This is a genomic window from Pseudomonas wuhanensis, from assembly GCF_030687395.1.
GTDB classification, from domain to species: Bacteria; Pseudomonadota; Gammaproteobacteria; order Pseudomonadales; family Pseudomonadaceae; genus Aquipseudomonas; species Aquipseudomonas wuhanensis.
This window is the reverse complement of record NZ_CP117430.1, coordinates 836453-858916: the sequence shown is the minus strand read 5'-3', so window position 1 is coordinate 858916 and position 22464 is coordinate 836453. Positions and strand designations below refer to the sequence as shown.

The following is a 22464-nucleotide window of genomic DNA, read 5'->3' as shown; positions in this document are numbered from 1 at the left end:
ATCTGACGCCATCGCGGGCAAGCCCGCTCCCACAGGGTTATGCACCATCCTTGTGGGAGCGGGCTTGCCCGCGATAGCGGTTAACCAGACGACCCATCTCTCAAGCCGACAGCATCTGCCGCAACGCCAAGCAATCGGCAGCATGCCAATCAGTCAATTCCGGCCACGGATTATCCGGCAGATTCACCAGCACCGTCCGCGTCCCCGCCGCCCGCCCGCAATCCAGATCAAAGCGGTAATCACCAACCATCACCATTTCGCTCGCCGGCACTTTCCAGGCTTCGGCCAGTTTCAGCAAACCGCCAGGATGCGGCTTGGGCGGTGCTTCATCACGGCCCAGTACATCCTCCACCGCAAAGCAGTCAGCCAGGCCAATCGCCTCCAGCGTGACATGCGCCAGTTCGCGAGCATTGCGCGTGAGAATGCCCAGACGATAACCGCGTCCGGCCAACTCACGCACCAGTTCCACCGCGCCCGGCGCCGGCTTCGAACCCAACGCCAGATCCCGCTCGTGCTCCAGCAGCCACGCGTGTTTGGCCGCCGCTTCATCAGCCGGCAACGCCGCAAGGTGGGTGAGGATGTCGTCTTCGGCGGGAATCGCCAACGCCACGCGAATCGCCGCGAAGTCATGCACCGCCACCGTCAGGGTGCCGTCCATGTCGAACACCCAGTGCCGCACCTCGGCCAGGCTCATGCCCAATCCTTGCGATGGCGAATCAGGCCTTCCTGAGTGACCGAAGCCACCAGTTGCCCGGCACGGTTGAACACGCTGCCGCGAGAGAATCCGCGCGAATTGCCGGCCCATGGGCTGTCCATGGCGTACAGCAACCAGTCATCGGCGCGCAGGTCGGCATGGAACCACAAGGCGTGATCAAGGCTGGCGACCTGCATGTCTTTCTGCCAGACCGATTTGCCGTGGGGCAGCATCGAGGTGGTCAGCAGACCGAAGTCCGACGCGTAGGCCAGCAGGTATTTGTGCAGCGCCGGGGTGTCAGCCAAGGCACCGTCGGCGCGGAACCAGACGTATTTGACGGGATCGGCAGGCTGCGGGTTGTAGGGGTCTTTTTCGGTCACCGGCCGGACTTCGATCGGTTTCGGGCACAGCAGCTTTTCGCGCATGTGCTCAGGGATCAGGTGCGCTTGCCGCTGGGTGAGTTCCAGCTCCGACGGCAGGTTTTCCGGGCCGACCACTTGCGGCATCTCAGTCTGATGCTGAAAGCCTTCTTCGTCGTACTGGAACGAGGCGCTGCAGGTGAAAATCGGATTGCCCTTCTGGATCGCCGTCACCCGGCGCGTACTGAAACTGCCGCCATCGCGCACCCGATCGACCTGATACACCACCGGCAATTTGGCATCGCCCGGGCGCAGGAAATAACCGTGCATCGAATGCACATGGCGCGCCGGCTCAACTGTCTGACTGGCCGCCGACAGGGACTGGCCGAGTACCTGGCCGCCGAACAACTGACGAAACCCCAGGTCCTGGCTGCGGCCACGGAACAGGTTTTCTTCAATCGGTTCCAGGGTCAGCAGGTCTACCAGATCTTCCAACACTTGGCTCATTCAGACTCTCCTCACACAACGCAATGCCGCGCAGTCTTGGCTGCGGCGGTCGATTCAGTTTATGGCCCGGTTCAACATGAGGGCCATTGTAAACGTCCGCGCCTGCTTATCCATGCAAGGTTTGCAGCCATTGCTCACGGGTGATGCGGTACAACACATGCGGGCGCAGCGGATGATCGGCTGCAAGCCGCGGGTGCTCGAAGTCATCGGCGGGGGCATGGTGCATGCCGATCGCTTGCATGACTTTCTCGGATGGCAGATTGGTCTTGGTGGTGAATGCGACGACCTCTTGCAGCGCCAATCGGTCGAACCCGCAGCGCAGAGCGGTCCACGCCGCTTCGCTGGCATAACCCAGCCCCCAGTGCTCGCGCGCCAGGCGCCAGCCGATTTCGATGGCCGGCGTGAAGGGCGCGTTGAAGCCGACCACACCGAGCCCGGTAAACCCGATGAACGCGCCGGTGTCCTTGCGCTCCAGCGCCCAGAGGCCGAAACCATGCTCGGCAAAGTGCCCGCGAACCCGCCCGATCAGCGAGGCACTTTCCAGCCGACTCAAGGGCGCCGGAAAATAACGCATCACCTGTGGATCGGCGCACATCGCCGCAAACGCCGGCAAATCCTCATCACGCCACTGCCGCAACAACAGTCGTGCGCTTTCGAGTTCCAGTATCGGCTCCATCTCGTCCCCCTTTCCCATCCCGCAAGTCTACATCGCTGGTAGGATCCTTCACTCATTCCTACATGCCTTCCTGTATAAATCAGCCATGCCCCTGCCATTGATCTACCACGAAGACTACAGTCCCGAGTTCCCGGCGGATCACCGCTTCCCCATGGACAAGTTTCGCCTGCTGCGCGATCACTTGGTGGACAGTGGCCTGACCCGCGACACCGATCTGCTGCGTCCGGATCTATGCCCGCCAGAGATTCTCGCCCTCGCCCATGACCCTGCGTATATCGAACGCTACATGGACGGTGAATTGTCCCGCGAAGACCAGCGACGCCTCGGCCTACCCTGGAGCGAAGCACTGGCCCGGCGCACGGTGCGAGCGGTCGGCGGTTCTCTGTTGGCGGCCGAACAGGCGCTGGAGCATGGCTTGGCTTGTCACCTGGCCGGCGGCACGCACCACGCGCACTACGATCATCCCGCCGGCTTCTGCATCTTCAATGACCTGGCGGTGATCAGCCATTACCTGCTGGAAAGTGGCCGGGTGAATCGGGTGCTGATCTTCGACTGCGATGTGCATCAGGGCGACGGGACTGCACGGATTCTGCACAACACCCCGGAGGCAGTGACCGTTTCCCTGCACTGCGAAAAGAATTTTCCTGCACGCAAAGCCGAAAGTGACTGGGACATTCCATTGCCGATGGGCATGGGCGATGCCGATTACCTGAAGGTGGTGGACGACGCACTCAACTATTTGCTGCCGCTCTACCAACCGGATCTGGTGCTGTACGACGCCGGCGTCGATGTGCATAAGGATGACGCCCTGGGTTATCTGAAGCTGACAGACGAAGGCGTTGCCGCTCGCGATGAAAGCGTGATGCGCCATTGCCTGGGCCGGGATATTCCGGTGGTCGGCGTGATCGGCGGCGGCTACAGCAAAGACCGCAAGGCCCTGGCACGCCGCCATGGAATTCTCCATCACAGCGCCCAACGGGTCTGGCAGTCATCAGGTTGTCATTGATGTGTGAGTCTTTACCCACAATGCCTGTGGAACCGCCTGTGGATAACCTGAGTGAAAGGGTCTGCAGGCCATGCTGCCTATAGCGTGCAACGGAGTGGTTGTTTTTTGATCAGCCCTTGAACACACCAATGTTCCCTGTGTGGGGGCTTGCCCGCGATGAAGCCGGCACATTCAACATCGTTGTTGCCTGACAGTCCGCTATCGCGGGCAAGCCCGCTCCCACAGTTATCGTGTACTGCTAGAATGCGCGGCTATCCCGCCAAACCGCAGCTCTCACCATGACCCAGCCCTCCACTTCCCTCCCCCCTCAAGTCGCCATCATTGGCGGCGGCCCCGCCGGTTTGATGGCGGCTGAAGTGCTGAGCCAGGCCGGGATCAAGGTCGACCTGTACGACGGCATGCCTTCAGTGGGGCGAAAGTTCCTCCTCGCCGGGGTCGGCGGCATGAACATCACCCACTCCGAGGCCTACCCGGCGTTTCTCTCGCGCTATGCCGAACGGGCACCGCAGATTGCGCCGCTGTTACGGTCCTTCGGTGCCAACGCCTTGTGCCAATGGATTCATGACCTGGGCATCGAAACCTTCGTCGGCAGCTCCGGCCGGGTGTTTCCCACAGACATGAAAGCCGCGCCCCTGTTGCGCGCCTGGCTCAAACGCCTGCGCGATGCGGGTGTAGTTATCCACACCCGTCATCGCTGGCTCGGCTGGGATCACAACGGCGACTTGCGCGTCGACAGCCCCGAAGGCGAAAAAACCGTTCAACCCGACGCGACCCTGTTGGCCCTCGGCGGCGGTAGTTGGTCGCGTCTCGGTTCGGACGGTGCCTGGATGCTGGCGCTGGAACAGCGCGGTGTAGAACTGGCGCCGTTGCAACCGAGCAATTGCGGTTTCGAAGTGCAGGCCTGGAGCGAATTGATGGTCAGCAAATTCGCCGGCAGCCCGCTGAAAAACATCGCCATTGGCCTTAATGACGACGTGCCACGACTCGGGGAGTGTGTGATCACTGCCACGGGGATTGAAGGCAGTTTGATCTACGCCCTGTCGGCACCGATCCGTGAAGCGATCAATCAACATGGTTCGGCAACTGTTCACCTCGACCTGTTGCCGGGCAAGCCTGTGGATAAAATTCAATCTGCGCTGAGTAAACCTCGCGGCTCCCGTTCCATGTCCAAACACCTGCACAGTCAGCTGGGCCTTGATGGCGTGAAAGCGGCGTTGCTGCGAGAGCTGACACCGGCCAATTACTTTACCGATCCGGCATTGCTGGCCAAGGCGATCAAGGCATTGCCACTGACGTTGGTAAAAAACCGGCCATTGGACGAGGCCATCAGCAGCGCCGGGGGCGTGATGTTCGAGTCGTTGGATGAACGGTTGATGCTCAAGCAACTGCCCGGCGTGTTCTGCGCGGGGGAAATGCTCGATTGGGAAGCGCCGACCGGCGGCTATCTGCTGACCGCGTGTTTCGCCAGTGGGCGAGCGGCTGGGTTGGGGATGGTGGAGTGGTTGAAGCGCAAGTGCTGAAGACCGTGTCGCGCCCATCGCGGGCAAGCCCGCTCCCACATTTGATCTCTGTTTTACACAAATGCTGTGTTCACTGAAGATCCCTGTGGGAGCGGGCTTGCCCGCGATGACGGTCTAACCGGCGCAGCGTTTAATCAAGGCTTACGCTTACGCGGCCCGGTATTGAACACCGGCACTTTACGCACAGGCTTGATCGAAGGCTCCGGCGCCGAAGCATCCCCGCTCTCGACCCATTTACCCAGGTTGCGCTTGCCGCCACTGGAGGTCTTGGGCTTCTTCGGTTTTTTCGGCTTCTTGACCACCTGACCGCTGGCATCGGTATCCGGCACGCGGTGCTCAGGCTCGAAATCCTGCTCCATCTGACGAGTCAACGTCTGACGGGTCAACATCTCGATGGCTGACAGCTGATTCACTTCATCGGCGCACACCAGCGAAATAGCCTGCCCGGTTGCGCCCGCACGACCGGTACGACCGATGCGGTGGATGTAGTCCTCTGCCACGATCGGCAGGTCGAAATTGACCACCAATGGCAAATCTTCGATATCCAGACCACGGGCAGCCACGTCGGTGGCCACAAGAATCTGCACTTCGCTGGCCTTGAAACGATCCAGCGCCCGCTGACGGGTCGCCTGAGGTTTGTCGCCGTGGATACCGTCGGCATTGATGCCCAGGCCCTGGAGCTTTTCCACCAACGCGTCTACGCCATTACGGGTCTTGGCGAACACCAGCACCTGCTTCCACTTGCCCTTGCGCATCAAGTGAACGAACAGCTCCGACTTGCGCTTCTTGTCTACCGTCACCACCCATTGCTTGACGGTGTTGGCAGCCACGTTGCGCGGGCTGACTTCGATGCTCAGCGGGTCGTTGAGCATTTGCCCGGCCAGCGTGCGGATGGCGTCGGAGAAGGTCGCGGAGAACAACAGCGTCTGACGTTTCTTCGGCAGCGCTTTATAGATATTCCCCAGTTCTTCGGAAAAACCCAGATCAAGCATGCGATCGGCTTCGTCCAGCACCAGGGTTTGCAACTGGTTGAACTTGAGCGCGTTCTGGCGGAACAGGTCGAGCAAGCGGCCCGGAGTCGCCACCAACAGGTCGACGCCTTTGCGCAGCTTCATCATTTGCGGGTTGATGCTGACACCGCCGTACACCGCATACGTGCTCAACGGCAGGTTCTCGGCGTACTGACGCACGCTTTCGTGAACCTGCTCGGCCAGTTCGCGGGTCGGCACCAGGATCAATGCGCGCACGGAGTTGGCGCTGACTTTCGGCCCTTCCATGGCCAGCAATTGCAGCAGTGGCAAGGCGAAACCGGCGGTCTTGCCGGTGCCGGTCTGGGCTGCTGCCATCAGGTCACGACCGGCCAGCACCGCCGGAATCGCTTGTGTCTGCACCGGCGTAGGGGTCTGGTAGCCGAGCGTCTCGAGAGCGCGCAGCAAGGGTTCGATCAGGCCAAGGGTGGCGAAAGTCATGGGAGTACCGTAGGAAAATTCAGCGCGGGTTGTTCAATACAAGTGTGCAAAACAAGATGCAATGGCGCGCAGTTTACCCTAATTCGCTCGGGATTCTGTCGGCACAACTACCGCAGGCCGATCCGCACCTCGGCGCCACTGCGGCAACCCGATCAACACCACTGCACTGATGATCACTGTCATGGCCAGCGCTTCTTCGATACCAATGGTCTCGCCAACAAACACGATGCCCAGCAACACCGCCACCGCCGGGTTGACGTAGGCATAACTGGTGGCCGCCGCCGGACGCACGTGTTTCAGCAGATACATGTAGGCGTTGAAGGCGATGATCGAACCGAAGACAGTCAGGTACGCCAGCGCCGCCCAGCCTTCGATCGGTGGCATGCTCTCCAGATGCTCGCCACTTACCGCGCTGCCGATCAACAACACCACACCGCCCACCAGCATTTCCACGGCACTCGCCATCGCGCCCTGAGGCAACGGCAAGTGTTTGCTCCACACCGAACCGAAAGCCCAGGACGCTGCCGCGAACACCAGCAATGCCGCACCCAACGGGCTCGATTGCAGATTGGAACCGAGATTGAGCATGGCGATACCGATCAGCCCGAGCACAATCCCGGCCCATTCGAGACGGGTATTACGCGCGCCCCAGAAATATCCACACAGCAAAGTAAATAGCGGCACCGTCGCCACCGCCAACGCCGCAACGCCGGAGGCCACGCCCGTATGCTCGGCGACGCTCACCGCACCGTTACCGAAGGTCAGCAGCAAAATCCCGATGATCCCCGCCGCTTTCCATTGCGCCCACGTCGGTGCAGGAGCCCCGCGCCAACGCAAGAACGCGTACATCAACGTCCCGGCGATCACGAAGCGGATACCAGCGAGCAACAACGGCGGCCAGTACTGCACGCCGATGCGAATCACCAGATAGGTCGATCCCCAAATCACATACAGCGCGAAAAAAGCAGCGATCAGCGGTAAGGAAAAACGGCGTATGCCAGGCATGGGCAGCTCGAGAACAAGATAAAGAGAGCAGCTATTCTAGAAAGGCCAGCGGCGGAAAATAAGTTACAAAACCTGTTTATAGCGCCGGTACACTTTTCAAAACACGGAGTTCAGCGCTATAAACCGTGCTTTCGAAAGTCAGTCTTTTTTCAGGAATGCCATGATGGACAAATACGACCGCATGCTCCTCGGCGCCCTGTTGGAAAACGGTCGTGCGTCCTACGCCGAACTGGCGCGCAAGGTAAACCTGTCCGCTCCGGCGGTGGCCGAGCGCGTGGCCAAACTTGAGGCCTGCGGGGTGATCACCGGCTACCAGGCGAAAGTCGACATGGCCAAACTAGGCCTGCCGATCCAGTGCGTCATCGAACTGCGCCTGAACCAGCACGGCAATCAGAAAACCTACGACGAACTGATCAAAATCCCACAACTCACTGAATGCCATCGCGTCACCGGCGACCCGTGCGTGATCATGCAAGCGGCGGTGGGTTCGATGCCGGAGCTGGAAGAGTTGATCAACCGGATCGCCACGTTCGGGTTCAGCAAGACCTCGATCGTGCTGTCCAGCGCCATCGAGAAGCGGGTGCCGTTGGGGCAGTTGGAAGGGAATGGCAAAGCGTGATGTGCCAAGGTCCCTGTGGGAGCGGGCTTGCCCGCGATAGCGGACTGTCAGTCAACAACGATGTTGAATGTGACGCCCTCATCGCGGACAAGCCCGCTCCCACAGGGGTTAGGTGCGACTCAGAACCCGCGATGCCGCTTGAGATGCTCATTAATCTTCGCCGCCGGCACTTTCTGCAAACTGACCAGCAGATCATGGGACAACTCCCGCAACCCATGCTTGCGCCGCAACTCTTCAGCCAAGTGCGCCGTCAGGTTGGCCGCCATTTCGGCATCGGCCATGGCCCGGTGAGCCTTGCCGGTATTGGGCAGGCTGGCGAAGGTGGTGAGGGTGCCGAGTTTGTGGTCCGGTGCGGCGGGCATCAGGCGACGGGCGAGTAACAGTGAGCAGGCAAAGTTCTGCAAGCGTGTGCGTTTGATTCGCCCAAGCTCAAAGTCCCAGAACTTCTGGTCGAACGCAGCGTTATGCGCCAGCAGCGGCGTGATGCCAACGAATTCATTGACCTCGTTCATCACCTGCTCGGCCGAGGGCGCGGTGCGCAGCATGGCGTTGCTGATGCCGGTGAGTTGCTCAATGAAGGCCGGCACTCGCACGCCGGCATTCATCAGGCTTTGGTAACGCTCGACAATGCGCCCCTGTTCAAGAATCACCACGGCAATTTCCGTGGCCCGGCAGCTGCTGCTCGGGGAGAGCCCGGTGGTTTCAAAGTCGATGACTGCTATGCGTTCCAAACCTGTTTCAACTCCGTAAAAATCAATTCTTGAGCAGCAACGCGCCTTCGATCGGCACATAACGGCTGGCGGCGCGGATCAGCGAATTGGCCGTGAGACCGGGTACGCCATAGGCCACCGCTTGCACGCCGTGCTTGCTGATGATGCGTTCCAGCAGCATGTCGAAATCTCCGTCGCCGGAGGCCAGCACCACTTCGTCGACATGGTCGGCGGCGTCCATGATGTCGAGGGTGATGCCCACGTCCCAGTCGCCTTTGGCCGAGCCGTCGCTGCGCTGGATGTAGGGCTTGAGCTTCACGATGAAGCCGAGATTGCGCAGGATCTGCTGAAACTGCTGCTGCTTGCTGTCGCCACGATCGATCGCATAGGCATAGGCCTCGACGATCTGCCCTTCTTTACTGACGTCAGCCCACAGCGCGGCGTAGTTGAAATGGCAACCATAAGCCTGTCGCACGGTGTAATAGAGGTTCTGGACATCGGCGAACACTGCGATTTTTTTCACCGTACATCCTCTTTGGCGTGCCGAAGCGCGGACAGGATCAGGCACCGGGCCCGAAAAGTTGCCCAGTATGCCAGCCCGAAGGATTGTTCCGCGAATAATCGGCCCGGGGCGCCATCGCGCCCCAGACGAATGGTGTATCAGATGAAGGAATCGTCGTCGCCACCGAAGAACGATGAGCTGTCATCGCTATAGTCGGCGTCGGCAAATCCGCCTTGATCGCTGGAATTGTCAGCCACACGCTGATCGTCGCCCCAGCCATTACCGCTGTCGCTCTGATCGTTGACCTGAGCCGGTTCTTCCTTGATGACTTCAACCACTTCCGGCTGTTGATTGTGCTGGAACAGGCTGCTGATGCCCTGCGCCAACATCACGCCACCGGCCACACCCGCTGCCGTTTTCAACGCACCGCCGAGGAAACTGCTGCCGGCCGCCGGAGCTTGTTGTTGCGGTGCATAGTTCTGCTGCGGTGCCGCACCGAAGTTTTGCTGTGGCGGCTGGGCGTTGAACGATGGCCGCGCCGGTTCACGCCAGCCGCCAGTATTCGACGGGGCGGCACTTTGAGTCGGCGCAGGTTGTGGATCACGGGAGCCACCACCGAAGATGCTCGACAAAAAGCCACCGCCGCTCGGCGCCGGAGCCGCCGTCTGCGCCTTGGCCGATTGCAGTTCAGCCTGCAATTGCTGGACTTGTTGGGTGAGTTGCTTGTTCTGTTCGTCGAGGCTCTTGATGGCTGCCTCTTGCACCAGAATCGCCTGGGTCATGAAATAGCCCGCCGCTGGCTGGCGAGTCAGGTGTTCCTTGATCCGCGCTTCGGCCTGGGCGTCGCGGGGGGCTGAATCCGTTTCGGCCTGTTGCAGCCGGGAAAACAGTCCATCGATCAGGGTTTGTTCTTCGCTGTTCATGGCGACCTCATAGATTGCCGGGAATATCGTCGCCCTCATCCACGGTGGATAAGGTGCTCACCAGTAATGGGGCTGATACAGGATGTTTCAATGACCTTTACCGAACGTTTACGTTTGCGCCCCAAAGGGTTTCATCGGTTAAAGTGAGGCACTGCTTTCAACCTGCGATACCGACTGATGAATCCGTTCGACGTACTGCGTGACTCTCTGTATTTCTTCAAGCGCAATCTGCGCCAGATCGTGCAGCTGTGCCTGCCGCTGGTGATTTTCGAGGCGCTGCTGCAACAAGTGGTCGACCACTCCACCGAGCCGGACAGTTTCCCCGGCATCAGTGTATTGGTCGGCCTGCTGGTGTATCCGCTGTACACCGCCGCACTGATCCTGTTTCTCGATGCCCGCAGCCGTGGCGAATCGCCGCGCACCCGCGACTTGCTGGCGACCTCCGCGACCCTGTGGCCGCGTTTCGCCCTACTGACCGCCCTCAATACACTGCTGATCCTGCTCGGCCTGTCGCTGTATTTCCTGCCGGGGATCTGGCTGATGGTGACACTGGCGTTCGGCGAATACCTGCTGGTGCTGCGCGGCCTGGCACCGCTGGCGGCGATGAAGGAAAGCCTGCGCCTGACCCGTGGGAATTTCCTGCGCATTCTGGTGTGCATTCTGTGCGTGATGGCCCCGCTGTGGGTACTCAAGGGGGCGACGCTGGCGGTTTACCCTGATCCACAGAACCCGGTGATCTCGCTGCTGATCGACAGCGCCCACAGCTTTCTGCAACTGTTCACCAGCGTGGTGGTGTTCCGCTTGTTCATGCTGATCGCCGATGCGCCCGAGAAAGCTGACGGAGCGCTCTAAGCGCTCTACCCTTGGGCTTGGGCGCTGCTCTCGGTTATGCTCGGGGTCAATTTTGTAACGCTATAAGCCGAGCCATGACCCGTCTACTGCGCTACACCCTGCTGGGCCTGCTGATTGTCATTGGCCTGATTGCATTGCTGATCTACAGCCTCACCTGGCGCCCCCTGGCCAAGGAAGCCCTGCCGGTCAATTGCAACGCCCAAGCACCGACGCTGGTGCCCGGCCAGGCACTGAAGGTGATGACCTGGAACGTCCAGTATCTGGCAGGCAAGCGCTACGTGTTCTGGAACGACTTGGCCGCAGGTAACGACGAGAGCCCTACACCTGAAGACATGGCCTTCAGCCTCGACGAAGTGGCACGGGTGATTCGCGACGAGCAACCGGACATCGTGCTGTTGCAGGAACTCGATGACGGCGCCAAAGCCAGCGACTACCAGAACCAGCTCAAGCTGCTTCAGGATCGAGTCACCGACCTGTATCCGTGCAGCGCACAGGCCTTCGACTGGAAAGCCGACTTCGTGCCTGAACCGCACATCTACGGCAGCGTTGGCCGACAATTGGCAACCCTGAGCCGCTACCAGATCGAACACGCCGAACGCCTGCAATTACCGGTCGCACCGGCCAATTTCATCAGCCGTCAGTTCAAGCCGAAAAACGCCTTGCTGGTCACTCACTTGCCATTGAGCAACGGCGGCCAAATGGCCGTGTTCAATACCCATCTGGACCGCGCCACCACCGCACTCGACGAAACCTTGCAAAGCCAGGTGACAGCCGTGGCCAAGATCCTCGACAAGTATGAAAGCCGCGGCACGCCGTGGCTGATCGGTGGCGACTTCAACCTGTTGCCGCTGGGCCAGTATCGACGCCTGCCCACCGAGCAACGCACGCCCTACTCCGCCGACAGCGCGCTGCATGTGCTGTGGGACAAATACCCGATGATCCCGAACAACAACGAAGCCAGCGGCATCGACCGGGCGCAATGGCTGACCCATTACCCGAATGACCCGGGCTTGAACGGCCCGGACCGGACCGTCGATTACCTGTTTTACAGCCCGCACCTCAAACGGGTTGAGGCGAGGGTGAGGCAGGACGATACGTTGCGCATTTCCGATCACTTGCCGGTGATTGCACGGTTTCTGTTGCCGGCCGCGCCTTAGATTTGCGGCGTTAGTGAACGCAGCCTGCGATCTTTTGACCTTCAGCTTTTACGCGGTTTGATCCGCGCCGTCGCCTCGGCCACCAGCGGATCATCCGGCCAGTAGTGTTTCGGATAACGCCCCTTCAAATCCTTCTTCACCTCGGCATACGTACTGCGCCAGAAGTTCGCCAGGTCCTGCGTCACCTGCACCGGCCGGCGCGCCGGGGACAGCAGATGCAGTTTCACCACTTGCCGGCCCCCAGCAATGCGTGGCGTCTCGGCCAGGCCGAACAACTCCTGCAACCGCACCGCCAGAATCGGCGGCTGCTCGCTGTAATCCAGACGAATCGATGAACCCGACGGCACGCTTAAATGATGCGGCGCCAGCTCATCCAGCCGTTGCGGCAGTGGCCACGGCAGCAGGTTGTGAACGATGCTCGACAGGTCCAGATTGGCGAAGTGACTGAGCCGCGAGACTTTTCCCAGATACGGCATCAACCAGTGTTCGAGGCTTTTGAGCAATGCAGCATCGCTGACATCCGGCCATTCGCTCTGCCCCTTACTGCCAAGATCCAGCTGCCGCAACAGCGCCACCCGTGCCTGCCACTGACGCAACTCTGGCGTCCAGGGCAACAGCTCCAGACCTTTGCGCCGCACCAGATTCACCAGCGCCTGACTGCGAGCGCTTTCATCGAGCCCGGTCAGCGGCTCACGGCTGAGGATCAATTCACCGACCTTGCGCTGACGCTCGGCGCGCAACACGCCTTCGCGCTCATCCCAATCCAGTTGATCGACGCAACGCACCTGCTCGGCCAACACTGAGTCAAACAGCGCCGGATCGAAATCAGCCGCCAGATAAATCCGTTCTTCACGCTGGCCCTGACGACTGCCCAGATCAGCGATCACCAACCACGGTTGCTTCATCAAGCTGTCCGCTTCGGCGAACAGCGCTGCGCGACCGTTGGCCAATCGATATTCCGCGCCACCGGCTCGCCGCTGTTGGGCGACCCGGTCGGGATAAGCCAACGCCAGCAATGCGCCAAGCCAGCGCGGATGCTCGGGATCGCTAACCGGTTCCGACGCCTTTCCTCGCAGATAACCGCGATACTGCCGCGCCAATTGCCGGGCCCGTTGAACGCCGCCCTGAGCACCACGAGCGGCTCGTTCTTCGCCGGACAGCAGCACCAGTCGACTGTGCAGATCCGCGCCGGCACCACGCAAGATATCCCGCTCACCGAGCAATGCCGCGACATCACAGGCCATGTCAGCGAGGCCGAGCGCCTGACCACGCAACAGCAAATGAGCGATCCGTGGATGGGCCGGCAGTTCGGCCATCGTCTGACCATGACGGGTCAGCGCTTCGCCCTCCAGCGCGCCCAAACGTTCAAGCAGATCCTGAGCCTGTGCATAAGCCGCTGCGGGCGGGACATCCAGCCAAACCAACTGACCCGGCGTCACACCCCAACGCCCCAGTTGCAAGGCCAGACCGGCAAGATCCGCCGAGAGAATTTCCGCACTAGCGTAGGCCGCCAGTTGCTCGTGCTGATCCTGCGACCACAGGCGATAACACACGCCCGGTTCCAACCGCCCTGCCCGGCCCGCGCGCTGAGTGGCGCTGGCTTTGGAAATACGCTGAGTATCGAGGCGGGCCATGCCGCTGCCCGGATCGAAACGCGGCACTCGCGCCAGCCCGGCATCGATCACCACGCGCACACCGTTGATGGTCAGGCTGGTCTCGGCGATGTTGGTGGCCAGCACCACTTTGCGTTTGCCGGCGGGCGCCGGATCAATCGCCGCGCGCTGCGCCGCCAAATCCAGTTCACCGTGCAACGGGCAAAGCAACACAGGCGTGCCCTCGCCCAGCGCATCGGCGAGTTGCTGATGCACTCGACGGATCTCCGCCTGCCCCGGCAGGAACACCAGCAGGCTACCGGTCTCATCGTTCAGCGCGTCGAGGATGGTCTGCACCACTCTTGGTTCAATGAATTCACCGGGCTGAAACGGCCGGCCCCAGCGCATCGCCACCGGGTACATGCGACCTTCACTGCGCAAGATCGGCGCATCACCCAGCAACCCGGCCAGGCGTTCGCCTTCCAGCGTTGCCGACATCAACAGAATTTTCAGCGGTTGGTCGTCGCGAAACAGCTCGCGGCCATTGAGGCTCAGGGCCAACGCCAGATCGGCGTCGAGACTGCGCTCGTGGAATTCGTCAAAGATCAGCAAACCCACGCCTTCCAGCGCCGGATCATCCTGCAAGCGCCGGGTGAGGATGCCTTCGGTGACCACTTCGATGCGGGTATTGGGGCCGACTTTGCTGTCGAGACGAATGCGGTAGCCAACGGTTTCACCGACCTTCTCGCCCAGTTCACTGGCCAACCGCTCCGCCGCCGCCCGCGCGGCCAAGCGGCGCGGTTCGAGCATCAGAATGGTCTGCCCGGCCAACCACGGCTCATCGAGCAAGGCCAAGGGCACGCGGGTGGTTTTACCGGCGCCGGGCGGTGCTTCGAGCACGGCTTCGTGGCGTGTAGCGAGGGCTTCACGCAGGGCAGGTAAAACTTCATCAATCGGCAAAGAAATCATGCTGGCTCCCAAACAGAGGGCCGAGTATAACGGCGAACTGCTTGGCGTTTATCACGGTCCTAATTCATACAGGCGCCCCTTCGTTTTGTAATAACCCAGGAGATTTCACATGCGTGCTCCCTTTCGCTTGATCGGCGGTGTACTGATCGCGACCTTGCTGACCCAAGTAACTGCCTGCGGCACGATTTTCTACCCCGATCGTCGCGGTCAGATCGATGGCAAGATCGACCCGGCCATCGCGGTGCTGGATGCCGTGGGACTGCTGTTCTATATCGTCCCCGGCTTGATCGCCTTTGCGGTGGACTTTGCCACCGGCGCGATTTACTACGCCCCCGGCGAGACTGCTCAGGTGGCGCCGGAAAAACTCAAGGAAGCCATCGGTGCCGACGGCAAGGTCGATAACCACAAGTTGCAGACTATTCTCGAAACCGAGTTGGGCCGCAGCTTCCCGCTGGACGATCCACGCCTGATCCAGCACAAGGGCAGCGCCCAGCAACTGGCCATGTTCGGCCTGCAACCCGCCGCTTAATCGGTGCACTAAAAAGGAAAAGCCGCACTTATGACCACCAGTACCGAACACGCCCGCCTGCTGCGGCTGGCGACGCGCGCCTCGGTGGCGGTCGCGTGCATATTGATCGTCGCCAAAGCCATCGCCTGGTGGCTGAGTGGTTCGGTGAGCATGCTTGCCGGGCTGACCGACTCGGCACTCGATGGCGTCAGCTCGCTGCTCAATCTACTGGCCGTGCATTACGCCTTGCGCCCGGCCGACGACGATCATCGTTACGGGCATGGCAAGGCCGAATCATTGGCGGGCATGGCTCAGGCGCTGTTTATTGGCGGCAGTGCGGTGCTGATTGCCTTGCAGGCGATCGAACGATTGAAACATCCGGAGCCGGTAGGCGCAGCGTGGCTCAGCATCGGGGTGATTGTGTTCTCCCTCGCCCTGACCGTGGCCCTGCTGATGTTGCAGCATCGGGTGATCAAGGCAACCGGTTCCAACGCCGTGAGCGCCGACTCCCTGCATTACCGCTCAGACCTGCTGCTCAACGGGAGCATTTTGGTGGCGCTGGTGCTGGCCGGGTTTGGCTGGCATCAAGTCGACCCCTGGTTCGGATTGGGGATTGCCGCCTACATCCTCTGGAGCGCCATTCATATTGCCCGGGAAAGCTTTGCGGTGTTGATGGATGAAGAGCTGCCGCCGGATGTCAGCCAGCACATGCTTGAACTGGCCTGCAGCGTACCGGGGGTTTTGGGCGCCCACGACCTGCGCACGCGGATTTCCGGCAACCAGTGGTTCGTGCAGTTGCATCTGGAATTGCCGGGGGAGTTGACCCTGTCAGTCGCCCACGGCATCAGCGATCAAGCCGCCGATGCGATTCACGCCGCCTACCCGCGAGCCGAAGTGCTGGTGCACGCCGACCCGCAGGAAGTGGTGAAAGCCGCCATGGCTCAGTAACTCACCTGATAACCGCGACTGCTCAGGCAATTGCCCTGAGCCTGTCGGTAGGCTTGCACCACCGACGGGGCCGGTTGATAGGTGACGGCACGCGGATCGAATCCACTCTGCTCCACGGCCCAGCGATAGCACTCGTAACCGTCCCGACTGACCTCCTCTGGCGACTGGCCGTTGGCCGGATACGCCACCACGTCGTATCCACTGCCGACCGGTTGCGGCTGCACGGGGGGTTCGACCACAACGTACTCCTGAGTGCTCTCCTGGTAGACGTAATACGCGCCGGCCGCCAGAAACAACAACGCGCCGCCAATCCACACTTCACGCGCGTAATCGGGCAAGTAGCGGACCCGAATCCCACGCGGCGGCTGAACCACCACGTAACGCGGGCCTTGCGGGCGATACCAGTAACCGCCGGAATAGAAATAATCCTGGCCGCGATACGGCACGCGGTAGTTGCGCGCCGGGAAGCGATCGATCACGTACCCCGGACGATACTGCGGGCCGGGGCCCCAGCCATTGCCGCGTCCATCCGGGCGACCGGGCCAGCGACGGTCATCGTGACGTGAGCCCTGACCGCCAGTCTGCCAATTGCGGTTGTCATAGTTGCGCCGCGGTTCGTCCTGATAGTAGCCACGCCGGGGTTCCTGGGTCTGGCGCACGGTGTCGGGCCGGCCCTGAATCGGCAGATTGTTACTGGGTTGTTGCGGCGCTCGCTCCTGAACGTTGGAGTCGTGCTGTACACGGTTCTGCCACTGGCCACCCTGAGTATTGGGATCGTGCGAAGGCCGGTTTTGCCACTCGCCGCCCTGATTCTGGTCGTGGAGCTCGAACTGGCGGCTGTTGTCGCCACGAATGATGTCGTTGTTCTGTCGGCGAGGCTGATTGTTACCGTCATGACCCTGACCTTTGCCCGGATGATCCGCCCCACGCTCCCCACTATCGGGACCGCGATATTGCGGCTCATCGGCCAGCGATTGCGCAGTGACACTCACACACAGCAAACCAACACCGGCCAAACGCCAGATGCGCGACTTCATGCTTTTCCTCACTGCGGGTTAGGGCCTGTACGTAAGACTGGGAAAGCACAGGCCGGTTCTGCAACAGGTTATCAGTCATGCAACTTATTTATTGAGGGTCGCCCACAAATTCCGGGCAATAAAAAAGGGAGACCCGTCGGCCTCCCTTTGAGAACTTCGTCCGTGCTCGACGCTTATGACGTCGGCTCACCTCACGCCGTCTTCTGGACAGTGTGTAGCTCGGGGGCCAACACATCCCCGGTGGGGGTGGCGACCGCAGCTGGCCTGATTGGGCGAGCCGCACTGGACTGTTTGTCCGAGCAGTGATTCTGGTGATAAGAATAGGCCCGGAGCGACGACAGAGGATTGCTAATATTGCTCAAATAAACATCACTTGCGCAATTTTTAACTCAGGATAGATAATCCTCCGCAATAGTTATGACAAAGGCCTGATTGATGAGCAAACTCGACCGATACGACCTGAGCATTTTGGCGGAATTACAGCGCGACGCGCGCATCTCCAATCAGGAGCTGGCCGAACGCATCGGCCTTTCGCCTTCGCCTTGCTCGCGGCGGGTCAAGCAACTGGAAGACGACGGTTACATCACCCGCCAGGTCGCCCTGCTGGACCGCAAGATGCTCGGCCTGAGCCTGACCGCCTACGTGCTGATCGGCATGGACCGCCATACACCCGAACGGTTCGAGAACTTCGAAGCCGCCATTCGCACCTTGCCGCAGGTGCTGGAATGCAGCCTGGTGACGGGGATGGATGCGGACTATCAGCTCAAGGTGGTAGTGCCGGACATGGATCACTATCAGAAACTGTTGCTGGGGCATCTCACCCGGATTGAAGGGGTGACCAGTGTGCGCTCGAGTTTTGTGTTGAATCAGGTGCTCAACAGCACCGAGTTGCCGCTGACTCATTTGCGCAGCTGAGGACGCCATCGCGGGCAAGCCCGCTCCCACAGGTTATGCGTCAGTCACAGTATTGTGCTCGACACAAAGCCTTGTGGGAGCGGGCTTGCCCGCGATGGCGTCGGCACAGGCGACGAATAGCTGCGACACACTGCCGCAGGTCAATACTTCACCAATCCCCCTTGGCATATACTCCCCCGCGTTTTAGCCCCACCCGCGCTGGAGATGTTCAATGGATCCTGCAGTACTCGAAGAGTGGATGATGACTGGCCTGGTCAGCATCTTGATCATTTTCATGGGTTTCATCGTCTGGGATCTGGCGAAAAAATCCAAGGCCGGACGCTTCGGCTCGTTCATTCTGTTCTTTGTACTGGGGCTGGGCGTGGCCGCATTCGTGGTCAAAAGCGTGGTCATCGGCATGATCGAATCCGGCACTCTATAAGCGCGCCGGCACTTCCTTCCACTGGCCCTGATCGAGCCCTTCGATCGACCAGTCGCCGATTTTGACCCGTACCAGACGCAACGTCGGCAAGCCGACCGCCGCGGTCATGCGCCGTACCTGACGGTTGCGCCCCTCGCGAATCACCAGTTCCAGCCAACGGGTCGGCACGCTTTTACGAAAGCGCACCGGCGGGTTGCGCGGCCACAGTTGCGGCTCATCCAGTTGTCGCGCTTCGGCTGGCAAGGTCATGCCGTCGTTCAATTCGACACCCTCGCGTAAACGCTGCAACTGCTCAGCGCTTGGTTCGCCTTCCACTTGCACCCAGTAAGTCTTGGCCAGTTTGTGTTTCGGGTCGGCAATTCGCGCCTGAAGCTGACCGTCATTGGTCAGCAACAGCAAGCCTTCGCTGTCACGGTCCAGCCGCCCTGCCGGGTAAATCCCCGGAATCTCGATGAAGTCCTTGAGCGTCGCCCGCCCTTCGCCGTCGCTGAATTGCGTCAGCACATCGAAGGGTTTGTTGAACAGAATCAGCTTCGGCTCGGCCGGCGGCGCTTTGGCGACACGGCGCGGGGCTGATTGCGATTTGTTCGCGCCAGGGCGGCGAGAGTCGGGACGTTGAGGACGAGACATGGCGAAGGAACATCTAACGGTCAGGGCTGCTAATGCTAGTGCCCCAACCGTCAAATGACCATGAGAACAATCAGCGGAACGGCGGCTCGTCGAAGCTGCGCAGTTTGCGCGAGTGCAGCGAGTTGAGCTCGGTGCGCAACAGATCTACCGCTTCGATGCCGATCTTCAAATGCTGGCTGACCGCGCGTTCATAGAAGGCGTTGGCCGAGCCCGGCAGTTTGATTTCGCTGTGCAACGGCTTGTCCGATACGCAGAGCAGCGTCCCGTATGGCACCCGCAAGCGGTAACCCTGCGCGGCGATGGTGCCGCTTTCCATGTCCACCGCCACGGCGCGGGACAGGTTGATCAGCGGACGTTCCTGCGCCCAGCGCAGTTCCCAGTTACGGTCGTCGTAGGTCAACACGGTGCCGGTACGCAGGCGTTTTTTCAGTTCGTCGCCCTTCTCACCGGTGATGTTGGCCGCCGCTTGCTGCAACGCCATCTGCACTTCAGCCAGGGCCGGAATCGGAATGTTCGGCGGCACAACCCGATCGAGAATCCCGTCTCGGCGCATGTAAGCGTGGGCCAGCACGTAGTCACCAATGGTCTGCGACTGACGCAAGCCGCCACAGTGACCGATCATCAGCCAGCAATGCGGACGCAGCACCGCCAGGTGGTCGGTGATGTTCTTGGCGTTGGACGGGCCGACGCCAATGTTCACCAGGGTCACGCCATGGCCGTCGCTGGCGATCAGGTGATAGGCCGGCATCTGGTAACGATGCCAGACCACGCCCGCGGCAATCGCCGACGCCTCGCCGTGGTCCATGCCTTTTTCGATGATCACATTGCCCGGTAACACCATGCGCACAAAACGCGGATCGTTGCGCAGTTGCTCCAGGCCATGAACGATGAACTGGTCGACGTAGCGGTGGTAGTTGGTCAGCAGAATCCACGGTTGCACATGGCGCCAGTCGCTGCCGGTGTAATGCACCAGTCGGCGCAGGGAGAAGTCCACCCGCGCGGCGTCGAACAGGGCCAGCGGCAGCGGGTCGGTGTTTTCCCAATCGTACAAGCCATCGGCAATGCCATCGGTGGCGGCCGACAAATCCGTACTCGGGAACACGCGCGCCAGCACCGCCGCCGTGACGCCGGAGCCGGCCAGTTCATCGCCCTGCTCGACCACGTACGGATACGGAATGTTCTGCTGGCTGACGCCGACTTCTACGGTCACGGTGAAGTCGTGCATCAACGGGACCAGTTGCTCCAGCAGGTATTTGCGGAAGGCACGGGGATGGGTGACGGTGACGCTGTAGGTTCCCGGCAACTGAACCTTGGCATAGGCGCGAGTGGTCTGCGGGACTTCGCCCTGGCAAAGGTAGGTCAGACGCAACTCGGGATAACGAAACAGAGCACGCTGCTCAGCGTCCGGCTCGACGCGGTCCTTGAGATAACGCTTGAGCGCCTGATTCAGCGCTGTGGTTGCACGCTCGTGCAAGGCAGCAAGCCGATCCACGGCTTGCTCGGCGGTTTGAACGACAATAAACGCTTCGGTCACGATCAGCTTCCTGTGTTCTGACTTGCAGACCTTCATCTTGCCTGCATCGTCGCTCCACGGGAACAGTGGCGTGTTGGCTATACATCAAGATGTGCTGCGCAGACAGACCCTGTGGGAGCGGGCTTGCCCGCGATGACGTACGAACAGTCGACATCAATGTCGTCTGATGCACCGCTATCGCGGGCAAGCCCGCTCCCACAGGTTTTGTGGTGTTTATTCGATTGTGGTCAAAAGCCCTGCGGGGTCGACCGAGCCACAATCGCCTCCACATCCAGCCCGCGAGGCAACGCTCCATACACCCGACCGGCCGAACCGAGGCGGCTGGCGATGAAGGCATCACTGACCGCCGCATTCCCCGCCTCCAGCAACAGCTTGGCCTGAAGCCCCAAGGCTATGTCCTCGGTGAGCTGGCGGGCACGGTATTGAATGTCGTCGGTATCCTTGAACGCCGCCTGCAACTGGCTGATGTGCGCGGCCAGACGTTTGTCGCCATGACCGTCGCCCAACTCGCTGAACAGCACATCAAGCACGCCCGGCTCTTTCGACAATGCGCGCAATACGTCGAGGCATTGCACGTTGCCGGAACCTTCCCAGGTCGAGTTGACCGGGGCCTCACGGTACAGACGCGGCAGGATGCTTTCCTCGACATAACCAGCGCCGCCCATGCATTCGGCAGCCTCATTGATCATCGCGGGCGCACGCTTGCAGATCCAGTACTTGCCCACCGCCGTCACCAACCGGGCGAATTTCGCTTCATGCTCGTCATCCAGATGATCCAGCGCCCGGCCCATGCGCAAACTCAAGGCCAACGCCGCTTCGCTTTCCAGGGCCAGGTCGGCCAGCACGTTTTGCATCAAGGGTTGCTCGCTGAGCAACTTGCCACCGACCTTGCGATGGGCGCAGTGGTGGCTGGCCTGGGTCAGCGCCTGGCGCATCAGCGCGCTGGAGCCGACCATGCAATCGAAGCGGGTCATGGCGACCATTTCGATGATGGTCGGAACCCCCCGCCCCTCTTCGCCGACCATCCAGGCCAGGGCGCCACGGAACTCCACTTCGCTGGAGGCATTGGACCAGTTGCCGAGTTTGTTCTTCAGCCGCTGTATGTAGAACTGATTGCGCGTGTCGTCCGGGCGATGACGCGGCAGCAGGAAACAGGTCAAGCCTTTGTCGGTCTGTGCCAGGGTCAGGAAGGCGTCGCACATCGGTGCCGAGCAGAACCACTTGTGCCCCACCAGTTCATACGCCTGACCGGGGCCACTGGCGCCGACCGGATAAGCCTTGGTGGTGTTGGCCCGCACGTCGGTGCCGCCCTGTTTCTCGGTCATGGCCATGCCGATGGTGACCCCGGCCTTGTGGGCCATGCCGACGTTGCGCGGGTCGTATTCGGTGGCGAGGATTTTCGGCAGCCATTGTTCGGCCAGATCCGGTTGCAGGCGCATCGCCGGGACGCTGGCGAAGGTCATGGTGAGCGGGCAACCGCTGCCGGCTTCAGCCTGACTGTGCAAATAGGTCATGGAGGCGCGGGCAACGTGGGCACCCGGTTGCGGGTCGGTCCAGGGCAAACCTGTCAAGCCATGCTCTACCGCCGTGCGCATCAACTCATGGTAGGCCGGGTGAAATTCCACCAGGTCGATGCGATGGCCATAACGGTCATGGCTGACGAACACCGGTTTGTTCTGATTGGCTGCAAACCCCGCTTCCATCAGCGGCCCGCCGGCCAATGCGCCGTAAGCGTCGATCCGCGACTCGGCCCAACCGGCATCGAAACGCCGCGACCACTCCTGCAAAGGCTGGTCGATACGATAGAGGTTGGTACCGTCCAGCGACGGTGGCTGGTTGGTGACTTCGTGGGTTTCGGCGAACTGATGCAGGTTCATGACGGGGCTCCTTTGGTCAGCCAAGGGACTTTCA

22 protein-coding genes are annotated in these 22464 nt (G+C 60.9%); 9 read left to right on the top strand and 13 right to left on the bottom strand.

Features of this window, described 5'->3' with window-relative positions; all coding sequences use genetic code 11:
* Nucleotides 1-100: 100 nt before the first annotated feature.
* From PSH88_RS04040 to PSH88_RS04030, 3 genes are all read right to left on the bottom strand, one after another.
* Nucleotides 101-694 carry an HAD family hydrolase gene (locus tag PSH88_RS04040; protein ID WP_305425023.1) on the bottom strand — a complete coding sequence of 198 codons (594 nt, stop codon included), beginning with the start codon at nucleotides 692-694 and terminating at the stop codon, nucleotides 101-103.
* A complete protein-coding gene (gene tesB / locus PSH88_RS04035; RefSeq protein WP_305425022.1) occupies nucleotides 691-1560 on the bottom strand; it encodes an acyl-CoA thioesterase II in 870 nt (289 codons plus the stop codon). The genes PSH88_RS04040 and tesB overlap by 4 nt, the downstream gene beginning before the upstream one ends.
* Before the next feature lie 106 nt (nucleotides 1561-1666).
* Entirely contained in the window at nucleotides 1667-2236 is a 570-nt protein-coding gene (locus PSH88_RS04030; RefSeq protein WP_305425021.1) for a GNAT family N-acetyltransferase, read from the bottom strand.
* Nucleotides 2237-2321: 85 nt separating this feature from the next.
* Here PSH88_RS04030 and PSH88_RS04025 point away from each other — a divergent pair, with 85 nt between their 5' ends.
* Together PSH88_RS04025 and PSH88_RS04020 are read left to right on the top strand one after the other, a co-directional pair.
* Complete coding sequence (locus PSH88_RS04025; RefSeq protein WP_305425020.1) at nucleotides 2322-3242, top strand: histone deacetylase family protein; 921 nt, start codon at nucleotides 2322-2324, stop codon at nucleotides 3240-3242.
* Between the two features lie 278 nt (nucleotides 3243-3520).
* A complete protein-coding gene (locus tag PSH88_RS04020) occupies nucleotides 3521-4762 on the top strand; it encodes a TIGR03862 family flavoprotein (protein WP_305425019.1) in 1242 nt (413 codons plus the stop codon).
* Between the two features lie 134 nt (nucleotides 4763-4896).
* Here PSH88_RS04020 and rhlE1 read toward each other — a convergent pair whose 3' ends face one another.
* Nucleotides 4897-6231: an RNA helicase RhlE1 gene (gene rhlE1, locus PSH88_RS04015; RefSeq protein WP_038981420.1), complete on the bottom strand. Its 1335-nt coding sequence runs from the start codon at nucleotides 6229-6231 to the stop codon at nucleotides 4897-4899.
* Nucleotides 6232-6309: 78 nt separating this feature from the next.
* On the bottom strand, nucleotides 6310-7236 hold the full coding sequence (gene yedA, locus PSH88_RS04010) for a drug/metabolite exporter YedA (protein WP_305425018.1): 927 nt from the start codon (nucleotides 7234-7236) through the stop codon (nucleotides 6310-6312).
* 163 nt (nucleotides 7237-7399) lie between these two features.
* Here yedA and PSH88_RS04005 point away from each other — a divergent pair, with 163 nt between their 5' ends.
* A complete protein-coding gene (locus tag PSH88_RS04005) occupies nucleotides 7400-7855 on the top strand; it encodes an Lrp/AsnC family transcriptional regulator (RefSeq protein WP_305426935.1) in 456 nt (151 codons plus the stop codon).
* 119 nt (nucleotides 7856-7974) lie between these two features.
* Here PSH88_RS04005 and PSH88_RS04000 read toward each other — a convergent pair whose 3' ends face one another.
* From PSH88_RS04000 to PSH88_RS03990, 3 genes are all read right to left on the bottom strand, one after another.
* Nucleotides 7975-8586 (bottom strand): 3'-5' exonuclease, encoded by a 612-nt coding sequence (locus tag PSH88_RS04000; protein ID WP_305425016.1) that lies wholly within the window; start codon nucleotides 8584-8586, stop codon nucleotides 7975-7977.
* A gap of 22 nt (nucleotides 8587-8608) precedes the next feature.
* A complete protein-coding gene (locus PSH88_RS03995; protein ID WP_030129509.1) occupies nucleotides 8609-9088 on the bottom strand; it encodes a LabA-like NYN domain-containing protein in 480 nt (159 codons plus the stop codon).
* Nucleotides 9089-9225: 137 nt separating this feature from the next.
* Complete coding sequence (locus PSH88_RS03990; protein WP_305425014.1) at nucleotides 9226-9990, bottom strand: DUF2076 domain-containing protein; 765 nt, start codon at nucleotides 9988-9990, stop codon at nucleotides 9226-9228.
* 177 nt (nucleotides 9991-10167) lie between these two features.
* Here PSH88_RS03990 and PSH88_RS03985 point away from each other — a divergent pair, with 177 nt between their 5' ends.
* Both PSH88_RS03985 and PSH88_RS03980 read left to right on the top strand, forming a co-directional pair.
* The gene (locus tag PSH88_RS03985) at nucleotides 10168-10842 is read left to right on the top strand and encodes a YciC family protein (RefSeq protein ID WP_305425013.1); all 675 of its coding nucleotides are present in this window, start codon (nucleotides 10168-10170) and stop codon (nucleotides 10840-10842) included.
* Between the two features lie 74 nt (nucleotides 10843-10916).
* A complete protein-coding gene (locus PSH88_RS03980; protein ID WP_305425012.1) occupies nucleotides 10917-11999 on the top strand; it encodes an endonuclease/exonuclease/phosphatase family protein in 1083 nt (360 codons plus the stop codon).
* Between the two features lie 41 nt (nucleotides 12000-12040).
* On the opposite strand, the gene hrpB is transcribed toward PSH88_RS03980, so the two are convergent.
* Nucleotides 12041-14560 carry an ATP-dependent helicase HrpB gene (gene hrpB, locus PSH88_RS03975; RefSeq protein WP_305425011.1) on the bottom strand — a complete coding sequence of 840 codons (2520 nt, stop codon included), beginning with the start codon at nucleotides 14558-14560 and terminating at the stop codon, nucleotides 12041-12043.
* A 109-nt stretch (nucleotides 14561-14669) separates the two neighbouring features.
* On the opposite strand from hrpB, the gene PSH88_RS03970 reads away from it, so the two are divergent.
* Together PSH88_RS03970 and PSH88_RS03965 are read left to right on the top strand one after the other, a co-directional pair.
* The gene (locus PSH88_RS03970) at nucleotides 14670-15089 is read left to right on the top strand and encodes a polyribonucleotide nucleotidyltransferase (protein WP_305425010.1); all 420 of its coding nucleotides are present in this window, start codon (nucleotides 14670-14672) and stop codon (nucleotides 15087-15089) included.
* A gap of 30 nt (nucleotides 15090-15119) precedes the next feature.
* Nucleotides 15120-16016 carry a cation diffusion facilitator family transporter gene (locus tag PSH88_RS03965; protein WP_305425009.1) on the top strand — a complete coding sequence of 299 codons (897 nt, stop codon included), beginning with the start codon at nucleotides 15120-15122 and terminating at the stop codon, nucleotides 16014-16016.
* Here the strand turns inward: PSH88_RS03965 and PSH88_RS03960 are convergent.
* Nucleotides 16010-17053, bottom strand: a complete 1044-nt coding sequence (locus PSH88_RS03960; protein ID WP_305425007.1) for a DUF6515 family protein — start codon at nucleotides 17051-17053, stop codon at nucleotides 16010-16012. The genes PSH88_RS03965 and PSH88_RS03960 overlap by 7 nt on opposite strands.
* A 435-nt stretch (nucleotides 17054-17488) precedes the next feature.
* Here PSH88_RS03960 and PSH88_RS03955 point away from each other — a divergent pair, with 435 nt between their 5' ends.
* Entirely contained in the window at nucleotides 17489-17968 is a 480-nt protein-coding gene (locus PSH88_RS03955; protein ID WP_007894448.1) for an Lrp/AsnC family transcriptional regulator, read from the top strand.
* A 211-nt stretch (nucleotides 17969-18179) separates the two neighbouring features.
* Entirely contained in the window at nucleotides 18180-18389 is a 210-nt protein-coding gene (locus tag PSH88_RS03950) for a DUF2788 domain-containing protein (protein WP_038981401.1), read from the top strand.
* Here PSH88_RS03950 and PSH88_RS03945 read toward each other — a convergent pair.
* The 3 genes from PSH88_RS03945 to PSH88_RS03935 all read right to left on the bottom strand — a co-directional run bounded on the left by PSH88_RS03945 (nucleotide 18384) and on the right by PSH88_RS03935 (nucleotide 22430).
* Nucleotides 18384-19019, bottom strand: a complete 636-nt coding sequence (locus tag PSH88_RS03945; protein WP_305425006.1) for a pseudouridine synthase — start codon at nucleotides 19017-19019, stop codon at nucleotides 18384-18386. The two genes, PSH88_RS03950 and PSH88_RS03945, sit on opposite strands and share 6 nt — an antisense overlap.
* Nucleotides 19020-19089: 70 nt before the next feature.
* The gene (gene amn / locus PSH88_RS03940) at nucleotides 19090-20589 is read right to left on the bottom strand and encodes an AMP nucleosidase (protein ID WP_161794734.1); all 1500 of its coding nucleotides are present in this window, start codon (nucleotides 20587-20589) and stop codon (nucleotides 19090-19092) included.
* Between the two features lie 191 nt (nucleotides 20590-20780).
* Nucleotides 20781-22430, bottom strand: a complete 1650-nt coding sequence (locus PSH88_RS03935) for an acyl-CoA dehydrogenase family protein (RefSeq protein ID WP_305425005.1) — start codon at nucleotides 22428-22430, stop codon at nucleotides 20781-20783.
* Between the last annotated feature and the right edge of the window lie 34 nt (nucleotides 22431-22464).

What these genes read in the sequence shown, in the direction of transcription:
- PSH88_RS04040 (WP_305425023.1), bottom strand. Translation starts at nt 694, where the DNA reads ATGAGCCTGGCCGAGGTGCGGCACTGGGTGTTCGACATGGACGGCACC.
- tesB (WP_305425022.1), bottom strand. Translation starts at nt 1,560, where the DNA reads ATGAGCCAAGTGTTGGAAGATCTGGTAGACCTGCTGACCCTGGAACCG.
- PSH88_RS04030 (WP_305425021.1), bottom strand. Translation starts at nt 2,236, where the DNA reads ATGGAGCCGATACTGGAACTCGAAAGCGCACGACTGTTGTTGCGGCAG.
- PSH88_RS04025 (WP_305425020.1), top strand. Translation starts at nt 2,322, where the DNA reads ATGCCCCTGCCATTGATCTACCACGAAGACTACAGTCCCGAGTTCCCG.
- PSH88_RS04020 (WP_305425019.1), top strand. Translation starts at nt 3,521, where the DNA reads ATGACCCAGCCCTCCACTTCCCTCCCCCCTCAAGTCGCCATCATTGGC.
- rhlE1 (WP_038981420.1), bottom strand. Translation starts at nt 6,231, where the DNA reads ATGACTTTCGCCACCCTTGGCCTGATCGAACCCTTGCTGCGCGCTCTC.
- yedA (WP_305425018.1), bottom strand. Translation starts at nt 7,236, where the DNA reads ATGCCTGGCATACGCCGTTTTTCCTTACCGCTGATCGCTGCTTTTTTC.
- PSH88_RS04005 (WP_305426935.1), top strand. Translation starts at nt 7,400, where the DNA reads ATGGACAAATACGACCGCATGCTCCTCGGCGCCCTGTTGGAAAACGGT.
- PSH88_RS03990 (WP_305425014.1), bottom strand. Translation starts at nt 9,990, where the DNA reads ATGAACAGCGAAGAACAAACCCTGATCGATGGACTGTTTTCCCGGCTG.
- PSH88_RS03985 (WP_305425013.1), top strand. Translation starts at nt 10,168, where the DNA reads ATGAATCCGTTCGACGTACTGCGTGACTCTCTGTATTTCTTCAAGCGC.
- PSH88_RS03980 (WP_305425012.1), top strand. Translation starts at nt 10,917, where the DNA reads ATGACCCGTCTACTGCGCTACACCCTGCTGGGCCTGCTGATTGTCATT.
- hrpB (WP_305425011.1), bottom strand. Translation starts at nt 14,560, where the DNA reads ATGATTTCTTTGCCGATTGATGAAGTTTTACCTGCCCTGCGTGAAGCC.
- PSH88_RS03970 (WP_305425010.1), top strand. Translation starts at nt 14,670, where the DNA reads ATGCGTGCTCCCTTTCGCTTGATCGGCGGTGTACTGATCGCGACCTTG.
- PSH88_RS03965 (WP_305425009.1), top strand. Translation starts at nt 15,120, where the DNA reads ATGACCACCAGTACCGAACACGCCCGCCTGCTGCGGCTGGCGACGCGC.
- PSH88_RS03960 (WP_305425007.1), bottom strand. Translation starts at nt 17,053, where the DNA reads ATGAAGTCGCGCATCTGGCGTTTGGCCGGTGTTGGTTTGCTGTGTGTG.
- PSH88_RS03955 (WP_007894448.1), top strand. Translation starts at nt 17,489, where the DNA reads ATGAGCAAACTCGACCGATACGACCTGAGCATTTTGGCGGAATTACAG.
- PSH88_RS03950 (WP_038981401.1), top strand. Translation starts at nt 18,180, where the DNA reads ATGGATCCTGCAGTACTCGAAGAGTGGATGATGACTGGCCTGGTCAGC.
- PSH88_RS03945 (WP_305425006.1), bottom strand. Translation starts at nt 19,019, where the DNA reads ATGTCTCGTCCTCAACGTCCCGACTCTCGCCGCCCTGGCGCGAACAAA.
- amn (WP_161794734.1), bottom strand. Translation starts at nt 20,589, where the DNA reads ATGAAGGTCTGCAAGTCAGAACACAGGAAGCTGATCGTGACCGAAGCG.
- PSH88_RS03935 (WP_305425005.1), bottom strand. Translation starts at nt 22,430, where the DNA reads ATGAACCTGCATCAGTTCGCCGAAACCCACGAAGTCACCAACCAGCCA.